Annotated in this window: 9 protein-coding genes; 6 read left to right on the top strand and 3 right to left on the bottom strand. The window is 64.7% G+C overall.

What is annotated here, in order from left to right; all coding sequences use genetic code 11:
* Positions 1–242 precede the first annotated feature (242 nt).
* On the top strand, positions 243–1,598 hold the full coding sequence (gene glmM / locus QQM37_RS11160) for a phosphoglucosamine mutase (protein ID WP_285727485.1): 1,356 nt from the start codon (positions 243–245) through the stop codon (positions 1,596–1,598).
* Positions 1,599–1,676: 78 nt separating this feature from the next.
* Here glmM and mscL read toward each other — a convergent pair whose 3' ends face one another.
* From mscL to coaA, 3 genes are all read right to left on the bottom strand, one after another.
* Positions 1,677–2,078: a large conductance mechanosensitive channel protein MscL gene (gene mscL / locus QQM37_RS11165; protein WP_285727486.1), complete on the bottom strand. Its 402-nt coding sequence runs from the start codon at positions 2,076–2,078 to the stop codon at positions 1,677–1,679.
* A gap of 91 nt (positions 2,079–2,169) precedes the next feature.
* A complete protein-coding gene (locus QQM37_RS11170) occupies positions 2,170–2,991 on the bottom strand; it encodes a M15 family metallopeptidase (RefSeq protein ID WP_285727488.1) in 822 nt (273 codons plus the stop codon).
* A 93-nt stretch (positions 2,992–3,084) separates the two neighbouring features.
* Positions 3,085–4,047, bottom strand: coding sequence for a type I pantothenate kinase (gene coaA, locus QQM37_RS11175; RefSeq protein WP_285727490.1), 963 nt, complete (start codon positions 4,045–4,047; stop codon positions 3,085–3,087).
* Between the two features lie 195 nt (positions 4,048–4,242).
* On the opposite strand from coaA, the gene glmS reads away from it, so the two are divergent.
* Genes glmS through QQM37_RS11200 form a run of 5 tightly spaced genes read left to right on the top strand, consistent with a single transcriptional unit; the run spans position 4,243 to position 9,010 of the window.
* Positions 4,243–6,126, top strand: coding sequence for a glutamine--fructose-6-phosphate transaminase (isomerizing) (gene glmS, locus QQM37_RS11180; RefSeq protein ID WP_285727492.1), 1,884 nt, complete (start codon positions 4,243–4,245; stop codon positions 6,124–6,126).
* Positions 6,123–6,707: an isochorismatase family protein gene (locus QQM37_RS11185; RefSeq protein ID WP_285727494.1), complete on the top strand. Its 585-nt coding sequence runs from the start codon at positions 6,123–6,125 to the stop codon at positions 6,705–6,707. Before glmS ends, QQM37_RS11185 begins: the two co-directional genes overlap by 4 nt.
* 12 nt (positions 6,708–6,719) lie before the next feature.
* Positions 6,720–7,142 (top strand): DUF1304 domain-containing protein, encoded by a 423-nt coding sequence (locus QQM37_RS11190; RefSeq protein WP_285727496.1) that lies wholly within the window; start codon positions 6,720–6,722, stop codon positions 7,140–7,142.
* A gap of 21 nt (positions 7,143–7,163) precedes the next feature.
* The gene (locus tag QQM37_RS11195) at positions 7,164–7,511 is read left to right on the top strand and encodes a holo-ACP synthase (RefSeq protein WP_285727498.1); all 348 of its coding nucleotides are present in this window, start codon (positions 7,164–7,166) and stop codon (positions 7,509–7,511) included.
* 11 nt (positions 7,512–7,522) lie between these two features.
* Entirely contained in the window at positions 7,523–9,010 is a 1,488-nt protein-coding gene (locus tag QQM37_RS11200; protein WP_285727499.1) for an NAD(P)H-hydrate dehydratase, read from the top strand.
* Positions 9,011–9,496: the final 486 nt, after the last annotated feature.

The following is a 9,496-nucleotide window of genomic DNA, read 5'->3' on the forward strand; positions in this document are numbered from 1 at the left end:
GCGAGCCGCTTTTTTTGGTGCCTCGCGCGAATTTAGCGCTTGGCTCCACAAGCGGCATCTGCGGTGCCTCGGCGAAAATCAGCGCGTGGCTCCACAAGCGTATGTGCGGTGGTTCGGCTCGCGGTGAGTGTCCATTTGCGCATAGCTATGGGCGCTGCGGCCGTGCGGTTCTGGACACTCGACGAGGGGCGCTGCGGCCGTGCCGTCCGAATCGGAGGGGGTAGCGGGTAGAATCGTTGGCGATGTCACGATTGTTTGGTACGGACGGCGTCCGTGGAGTAGCTAATGGCCTTCTCACCGCAGAGCTGGCGCTTTCGCTTGCCCAGGCGGCGGCCGTCGTCCTGGGTGCGGAAGCCCTTGCGGCAGGCCGGCGGCCCCGCGCCGTCATCGCCCGGGACCCGCGCGCCAGCGGTGAGTTCATCGGCGCGGCCGTGGAGGCGGGGCTGGCGAGCGTCGGCATCGACGTCTACGACGCGGGCGTTCTGCCCACTCCGGCGGCGGCCTATCTGATCGCCTCCCTCGAAGCCGACTTCGGCGTGATGATCTCCGCCTCCCATAATCCTGCTGCGGACAATGGTATTAAGTTCTTCGCCGCAGGCGGCCAGAAGCTCCCTGACATCGTGGAGGACGCCATCGAGGAGCGTCTGCTCCTGGAGCCCCTGCGACCCGTCGGCGCAGGCGTGGGCCGCATCCAGCGCTTCTCTGATGCAGAGGACCGCTACATCCTGCATCTGCTCAGCACGCTGCCTCACCGCCTGGACGGGCTGACCGTGGTGCTCGACTGCGCTCACGGTGCCGCCAGTGGCTGCTCACCTCAGGTTTTCAAGGACGCCGGTGCGAACGTCATTGTGATCGGTGCCGAGCCGGATGGCCTCAACATCAACGATGGCGTGGGCTCCACTCATCTCGGACCGCTCCAGGAAGCCGTGCTGGCCCATGGTGCTGACCTCGGCATTGCCCACGACGGCGATGCCGACCGTTGCCTGGCCGTGGACCACGAGGGTTCGGTCATTGACGGTGACCAGATCATGGCGGTGCTGGCGCTCGCGCTGCAGGCAGAAGGTCGGCTCAAGGACGATGTTCTGGTGGCGACCGTGATGAGCAATCTGGGCCTGAAGATCGCCCTCCGCGAGGCTGGGGTCACCCTGCTGGAAGCTGCGGTGGGGGATCGCTATGTGCTCGAAGCCATGCGTGAAGGCGAGTTCAGCCTGGGCGGTGAGCAGTCCGGCCACGTTATTTTCGCCGAATATGCGACCACGGGCGATGGCGTCCTGACCGGACTCCAGTTGGCTGCCCAGGTGGCCAAAACCGGGCGGAGCCTGAAAGATCTCGCCGCCGTGATGACCAAGCTCCCGCAGCTCATGATCAACGTCAAAGGCGTGGACAAGCGTCGCGCCAGCAGCGACGAGGGCATCCTGGAAGCCGTCCGGAGAGCCGAAGCCGAGCTGGGCGAGACAGGCAGGGTTCTGCTGCGTCCCAGCGGCACCGAATCGTTGGTGCGCGTCATGGTTGAGGCCGCGGACATGGAGACGGCGACCAGGATCTGTCAGAACCTGGCCGCCGTCGTGGAAGAACGTCTGGCGCTCGTCGCACCCTGAGGCACGCGGTTATATCGTCGGAGGGTGAGCGCGTCGCACCTTCCCCATCCTCGCAAGCTCGGACGGGGCACCTCAGTGTTAGCTGCGAGCCTTGAGGGAATCGCGGATTTCGGTCAGTAGAACGATCTGCGGGTCCGGAGCATCTTCCGCGGGCTTGATGCCCAGCCGTGCGTTGCGGCGCTCGATGATCTTGTTCATCGGAACCACGATGACGAAGTAGATAGCGGCTGCCACCAGCACGAAGTTGATGATGGCCGTCAGCAGCGAACCGATCATCACAAAGTTATTCGGATCTGCCCCTACCTGGAATTTCAGCACATCGTCAAAGTTGGGCTTACCCACGATGCCAGCGATCAGCGGCATGAGGACCTTATTGACCAGTGCGGTTACAACGGTGCCGAAGGCAGCACCGATCACGACGGCAACAGCCAGATCGACGACGTTGCCCTTCATAATGAAATCTCTGAATCCCTTAATCATGAGACCAACGGTAGAGATTATGCGCAGGAATGGAAAGACGACTGTCCGCGATCTTCTATGAAATACATGTGAACTCTGTCATCACGGGAACTCAGCGGTAGTCGGGCGCGGGCTCCAGCCCAAAGAACTCCTCCAGGGTGCTGAATCCGGAGTCGTGAACCCGGGTGGCCAGATCGATGCCCAGAAAACGCACATGCCAGGGCTCGGCAAGGTATCCGGTGACCTGCTGGTGGTTCGCCTGATAGCGCACCAGAAAGCCGAAACGATAGCAGTTCTGGGCGACCCAGGCCCCGGACGGTGTCTGCCCGTAGCAGGCGGCAAGATCGCAACCGGCCGGATCACTCAGATCCGCGGCCAGACCCGTCTGGTGCTCCGAGTACCCCGGCCGGGCTGAGGCGTGATCGGCACTAGGGACCCCTTCGCTCGCCGTCAGAGCGTTGTACGTGCTCTGCTGCGTCTCGTAGGAGCGGAAACCGCTCAGCAAGCGGAACGGCGCGCCCGCCTGTGCTGCGGCCTGCGCCAGGGATTCCAGTGCGGCCGCGGCAGGGGCCCGCAACAGGGCACTTTCGCCCTGGGTGGCGAGCGTCACCGCGGGCTGGATGAGATCTGCGGGTCGGTAGGCGGAGGGGTTCAGCGGTCGGTGCTTATTGACGATGACGGAGATCGAGTCCGGATCGCTCAGTGCGGGAGCGTCCGCGATGCTACTGGCGGCACCGGTGGAGCTGACCGATGCAGTGGGTGCCGGTGTGCTGGGCGTAGGCGCCGTCTGAAGGCCCGCAGGGTCGGTGCTCGGCGTGGGGGAGGTGCCTGCCGCACCTGCCAGCGGCCGCGCACTCTGGCTGGCACCGGCCACCACCACCCCGGCGAGTCCCGCCATCGAGGCTCCCAAGCCCAGTGCCCGGCGTCGGCTCATCGGAGCGCGGCTGGCCCGTCTGGGGCGATAGGGGGGTTCTGTTGTCTGAGGGTCTGTTGTCTGGGGGTCTGTCATAGGGCATCCACCGCCATTTCAGGTTTTACGCAGCAGCATCCGCCGGATTGAATGGTCGGCATCCTTGCTCAGCACCAGGCGTGCCCGTCCCCGCGTGGGCAGGACGTTCTGGATCAGATTGGGTTCATTGATCCGGTGCCAGATATCGCGCGCCGTCTGGATGGCCTCGGCGTCGCTGAGCGAGGCATAACGATGAAAATACGATTCAGGCTTGGCGAAGGCGGAGCCGCGCAGGGACAGAAAGCGGTCCACGTACCACTTTTCGATGGACGGGGTTTTGGCATCGACGTAGATGGAGAAATCAAAGAAGTCGCTCACCGCAAGCCCCGCCCGTCCATCGCGGTGCGGCCTGGCCGGCGCCAGGACGTTCAGCCCCTCGACGATCAGCACATCGGGCCGGTTCACCACGACTTCGCGCTCGGGCACAATGTCGTAGGTCAAATGCGAGTACCAGGGTGCCCGGACTTCTTCCGCTCCGCCTTTGACGGCACTGACAAAACGAAGCAGCGCCCGTCGATCGTAGGATTCCGGGAAGCCCTTACGCTGCATCAGCCCGCGACGCTCCAACTCGGCGTTGGGGTAGAGGAAACCGTCGGTGGTGATCAGCTCCACATTGGGCGTGTCCGGCCAGCGGCGGAGCATCTCGCGCAGAATGCGGGCGGTGGTGGATTTGCCGACGGCCACTGAGCCTGCCACGCCGATGACGAAGGGTGTCCGCTGGGTGCGCTCACCCAGAAAGGTGGTGGTGGCGGCGTGCAACTGCCCGGCGGCGGCGACGTAGAGGTTCAGCAGCCTGGACAGCGGGAGGTAGACCTCGCTGACCTCCTTGAGGTCCAGGGGGTCGTCCAGGCCGCGGAGACGGAGAATATCCGCCTCATCGAGGGGCTGGGTGATCTCCGCTGACAGCCTCGACCAGGTCTGGCGATCGAGTTCCACAAAAGGGGAGGCGCCATCGCCGGGCTCGGTGCGTTGCAGACTCACCCTAGCGATTCTGCCGGTTTAGGACTCCGGAGGCTAATCTGCAGGCCACCGGAGGGCCATAGGAGAGCAATATCGGTGGCGGCCCGGCATCGACTCCGCCCGTCCGGCTCCGGCAGTCCAGCGGGATGGGAAGTGAGATGAAGCCCTCAGCCCACCTCCGCCGTCCGGAGCGGATCTCCCGGTAGAATCGACCCCATGTGTGGAATCGTAGGGTATGTGGGCCGGGCCGATAACGGGCATCAACACAAGGCATTGGATGTGGTGCTGGAGGGGCTGCGCAGGCTCGAATACCGGGGCTACGACTCGGCCGGTGTTGCCGTTCTGGCGGACGGCGAGGTCTTCTCGGCCAAGAAGGCCGGTAAGCTGTCCAACCTCCTGAACGAGCTGGAGGAAAACCCGCTTCCCGAGTCGCTGACCGGCATCGGACATACCCGATGGGCAACTCATGGCGGGCCAACCGACCTCAATGCCCACCCGCACCTGGCCGATGGCGGGAAGCTGGCTCTGATCCACAACGGGATCATTGAAAACTTCGCCGAACTCAAAGAAGAGTTGCTGGCCAAGGGCGTAACCTTCCTCTCCGAGACGGATACCGAGGTGGCCGCGGCACTGCTGGCGGATGAATACCAGGCAGATGCCGATCTGGAACCGAAAATCCGGCTCACCGTGGCGATGCAGCGGGCCTGCCAGCGCCTTGAGGGTGCCTTCACGCTACTGGCCATCCATGCCGATCTGCCCGGCGTCGTCGTCGCTGCGCGTCGCAACTCCCCGCTCGTGGTGGGGCTGGGCGATGGCGAGAACTTCTTAGGATCCGATGTCTCCGGGTTCATCGACTACACCCGGCGTGCTGTGGAGCTGGGGCAAGACCAGATCGTCACCATCACCCCGGACGAAGTGGTGATCACCGACTTCTTCGGCCTGCCCGCGACCGGTAAGGAATACCACGTCGACTGGGACGCCGCGGCGGCGGAGAAGGACGGCTACCCCTCCTTTATGGAGAAGGAAATCCACGAACAGCCCCGTGCGATCCGGGACACGCTGCTGGGCCGGACCGACGCCAATGGCGCGCTGATCCTCGACGAGCTGCGGATCAGCGAGTCGATTCTGCGCTCCGTGGACAAGATCGTGGTGATCGCCTGCGGAACCTCGGCCTATGTGGGCCAGGTGGCCAAATACGCCATCGAACACTGGTGCCGGATCCCCACGGAGGTGGAGCTCTCCCACGAGTTCCGCTACCGCGATCCGATCGTCAACGAGAAGACTCTGGTGGTGGCCATCTCCCAGTCCGGTGAGACCATGGACACCCTGATGGCCGTCCGCCATGCCCGGGAACAGGGCGCGAAGGTGCTGGCGATCTGCAACACCAACGGCTCCACGATTCCGCGCGAATCGGATGCGGTGCTCTATACGCATGCCGGGCCGGAGATTGCGGTGGCTTCCACCAAGGCCTTCCTGGCGCAGATCACGGCCGCTTATGTGCTGGGTCTGTACCTGGCGCAGTTGCGTGGGAACAAGTTTGCCGATGAGATCCGGGTGATTCTGGATGAGCTCTCGGCTACCCCGGCCAAGGTCCAGGAGGTCCTGGACCGGGAGCAGGAGGTCAAGGACCTGGCCGCCTCGATGAAGGATGTCGAGTCGGTACTCTTCCTGGGGCGCCACGTCGGCTTCCCGGTGGCCATGGAGGGGGCGCTCAAGCTCAAGGAACTCGCCTACATCCACGCCGAAGGTTTCGCGGCCGGCGAGCTCAAGCATGGGCCGATCGCCCTGATCGATGAGGGCCAGCCGGTCTTCGTGGTGGTCCCCTCGCCGCGAGGCCGCGATTCGCTGCATGCCAAGGTCGTCTCCAATATCCAGGAGGTGCGCGCCCGCGGAGCCAAGACCATCGTCATTGCCGAAGAGGGCGACGAAGCGGTCAGGGCTTATGCGGAGCACGTGTTCTACATCCCGCAGACGCCCACCCTGCTGGCTCCGCTGCTGGCCACGGTGCCACTGCAGATCTTTGCCTGCGCGCTGGCCACGGCCAAGGGCTTCGATGTCGATCAGCCCCGTAACCTTGCCAAGTCGGTGACCGTAGAATGAGCGCGCATGCGCTGCTGGTGATCGATGTCCAGGAGGCCATGGTCGATGGCAGCTATGCCGGAGAGCTGGCCAACCGGGATGAGGTGCTGGCCAATATCAACCTCGCCCTGCAGAAAGCGCAGGACGCCGACGCTCAGGTGGTCTTCATCCGGGACACGGATGTCGGCGGTGGCTCCGGGGCCGGTTTTGAGGTCCACCAGGGGCTGACCCGTCCAGCGGACGCGGTGACGATCGACAAATCGAACAACAACGCCTTCACCCGTACGATGCTCGGCCCGTTCCTTCAGGCGCGTGGCGTTGAACATGTGGTGATCTGTGGCATGCAGAGCCAGTACTGCATCGACACTGCGGTCCGCGCGGCGGTGGGGCGCGATTTCGATGTGACCCTGCTCGAAGATGCCCACACCACGGCGGATTCACCGGTGCTGACGGCGGCCCAGATCATCGCCCACGAGAACGAGACGCTCTATGCGCATGGCGATCTGGAGCATTTCTGCGTGACCCGCTCGGTGACCGAGGATATTTTCAAGCCCAACCATGCCGAGACCCTGGCACGGTGGGAAGACGAAGCCAACTCTTAGGAGCACTGCCTCATGCTTGCGTTCCCCCTCGTGTTTGCAGGCTTGGCGGCTGCCATACACGTCTACATCTTCATCCTTGAGTCCGTACTGTGGGTCACTCCACGGGCCCGAAAGGTCTTCGGGACCACGGAGGAGGAAGCGCAGTCCACCCGGCTGCTGGCGCTCAACCAGGGCTACTACAACCTTTTCCTGGCGGTCACGACGGTGCTGGGCATCGTGTTGACGCTGGGTGGTGGGGCGTTGAGTGGGGCGAACTCGGGTCTGCGAGCCGCCGGGCTCGCCCTGCTGATTGCCGGTGCCGGTTCCATGGTGCTGGCTGGCCTGGTGCTGATCGCCTCTGACCGCAGCAAGACCAGATCCGGCATCGTGCAGTTGACTACGCCGGCCCTGGCCCTGCTGTTTCTGGGCCTGACCTGGATCGTTACCGGGCTCTGAGTGGCACAGTAGGCTGGAGCCATGATTGTCGGCATTGGCATTGATGTGGTGGATGTGGAGCGGTTTGACCGCCAGTTGGAACGCACGCCTGGGCTGCGGGATCGTTTGTTCGTCCCGGCCGAACGAGGCTTGAACACGAGATCGCTCGCCGCCCGGTTCGCAGCCAAGGAAGCCGTGGCCAAAGCGCTGGGCGCCCCGGCGGGCATGAACTGGCAGGACTGCTGGATCGGCCTCGACGAGGGTGGACCTACCGTCCAGGTCAAGGGAACGGTAGCCGCCGTAGCCGCCGAACGTGGCGTCAAACGCTGGCACCTCTCGATAAGCCACGATGGCGGCATCTCCACGGCCTTCGTTATCGGCGAGGGCTGAGCCGGGCTGCCATGTTCGAGGCCTACACCGGGACCGCGATCCGGGCCGCAGAGCGTCCTCTGATCGACGCGGGCCAGGGGGCGGCGCTGATGCTGCGCGCCGCACACGGGCTGAGCCTCGCCATCGTGCGCAGGCTGCGTGACGGCCGGGCGTCGCCGGGGAGGCGCGGCGGTCGAGTCTATGGCAGCCGGGTCGCTCTACTGGTGGGAAGCGGTAACAACGGCGGCGATGCGCTCTTTGCGGGGGCGCAATTGTGCCGCCGGGGTGTGCGCACGACGGCGCTGCTCACCTCGGAACGGACGCACGCCGAGGCGCTCCAGGCCTTCCTGGCGGCGGGTGGGCGAGTCGTGCGCTGGCCCGAGGAGGCGCGCGCCGTCGCTGAGGCCCGGTCTGCGCAGATCGTGGTGGACGGCATCCTGGGTACCGGAGCCCGTGGTGGATTGCACGGCAGCCAGGCCCGGCTGGTGGAGGCCCTGCAGGGGCACCCCGGCGTGGTGGCCGCGGACCTGCCCAGCGGGATCGATGCCGATACCGGAACGGCGGACGGACCGGTGCTCCGGGCTGCGGAAACCGTGACTTTTGGCGGTCTCAAGTCGGGGCTCCTGCTGCCACCTGCGGAGGAATACGCCGGTGCGCTGAGCCTAGTGGATCTGGGAATTGACTTGCCCGAACCAGCGCTGTGGAGGCTTACCGCCCAGGATCTGGCCGACGCCTGGCCCCGACCCTCCGCGATCGACCACAAATACTCCCGCGGCGTGCTGGGCGTCATCGCCGGTTCTGCTCACTATCCGGGCGCTGCCGTGCTGGCCGTCAAGGGAGCGCTCGCCGCCGGAGTGGGCATGGTGCGTTTCCTCGGACCGACTCTGGCGCTTCCGGCGAATTTTCCGCCCGAAGCGGTTGCCGGCCACTCCGAAACGTCCGGCAACCGGGTACAGGCCTGGCTCATCGGCCCGGGCATTGCGAACGATGCCGCCCAGGAAGCACGGTGCCGGGAGGCGCTTGCCTCCGGCCTGCCCACGGTGGCGGATGCGGGGGCACTCGCGTTGCTGCCGGAGCGCATGGGCCCGCAGGTGGTCCTGACGCCGCACGCGGGGGAGCTGGCCACCCTGTTGAGCGGCCGTGGACATCCCACCGAACGGGCCGAGGTGGAGCGGGAACCTCTGTTCTATGCACGCCGTGCCAGCGAGCTCACCGGTGCCACGGTGCTGCTGAAGGGTTCCACCACGGTGATCGTCTCGCCGGGTGGCGTCACTTTCAGCCAGACCGAAGGGACACCCTGGCTTGCGACGGCGGGTAGCGGAGATACGCTGGCCGGAATTCTGGGCGCGCTGCTGGCCGGTGGCATGAAACCGGCGCTCGCGGCGGCGATGGCGGCCAGTGTCCATGGCCGGGCGGGTGTGCTGGCCTCCGGTGGTTTCCCTGGTGGCCCGATCCGGGCCAGCGAGATCGCCCAGGCTGTGCCACAGGTGCTCCGGGAATTGTTTGCTGGTAGCGCATGAGTGGCAGTTGTTTCACGCAGTGGGCGGCTGCTCTTCATGAGTAGGCGTTTTTCGGCCCTGGATTGGTATCGATCCACGTCGTTGGTCCTGGGGTCGGCCCTCGCGAATGGGGTTGCGTGGTGTGGAGTGCTGGGCGTTTTTGCCCTGGCGAGATGGAATGCAGGCATGGGGCCTATCCCTGCATCTCTTGTAGAGTTCCTCTTTTGGCCCCTTCTCTGGTCTATAGTTGCCGGAATTGCAACCTCAATAGTCGTCTGGTTGCTGAGAGTTCACAGGATTGGGTGGGCTGGTCCAGCAGCGTTTCTTGCTAACTGTTGCGTGGTTGCAATTGGCACCGAGTTGCTGAGCCAGAGTGATAGGTTCATCGCTTATTCCTATCTCTTCATGTTAGGGGCGGTTTGTCCCGCGATCGCAAGTTGGCTCATTGTGAGGCGATTTGAAGAGCCTGTCAAGTTGTTTGTGTGTGGGGTCGGGAGTCATTTTTAG

Source organism: Psychromicrobium xiongbiense (genome assembly GCF_030271165.1).
GTDB lineage: Bacteria > Actinomycetota > Actinomycetes > Actinomycetales > Micrococcaceae > Renibacterium > Renibacterium xiongbiense.

Excerpts from the sequence above, each read along its gene's own strand:
- mscL (WP_285727486.1), bottom strand. The coding sequence starts at position 2,078 with ATGATTAAGGGATTCAGAGATTTCATTATGAAGGGCAACGTCGTCGAT.
- glmM (WP_285727485.1), top strand. The coding sequence starts at position 243 with ATGTCACGATTGTTTGGTACGGACGGCGTCCGTGGAGTAGCTAATGGC.
- QQM37_RS11170 (WP_285727488.1), bottom strand. The coding sequence starts at position 2,991 with ATGAGCCGACGCCGGGCACTGGGCTTGGGAGCCTCGATGGCGGGACTC.
- QQM37_RS11200 (WP_285727499.1), top strand. The coding sequence starts at position 7,523 with ATGTTCGAGGCCTACACCGGGACCGCGATCCGGGCCGCAGAGCGTCCT.
- QQM37_RS11185 (WP_285727494.1), top strand. The coding sequence starts at position 6,123 with ATGAGCGCGCATGCGCTGCTGGTGATCGATGTCCAGGAGGCCATGGTC.
- QQM37_RS11190 (WP_285727496.1), top strand. The coding sequence starts at position 6,720 with ATGCTTGCGTTCCCCCTCGTGTTTGCAGGCTTGGCGGCTGCCATACAC.
- QQM37_RS11195 (WP_285727498.1), top strand. The coding sequence starts at position 7,164 with ATGATTGTCGGCATTGGCATTGATGTGGTGGATGTGGAGCGGTTTGAC.
- glmS (WP_285727492.1), top strand. The coding sequence starts at position 4,243 with ATGTGTGGAATCGTAGGGTATGTGGGCCGGGCCGATAACGGGCATCAA.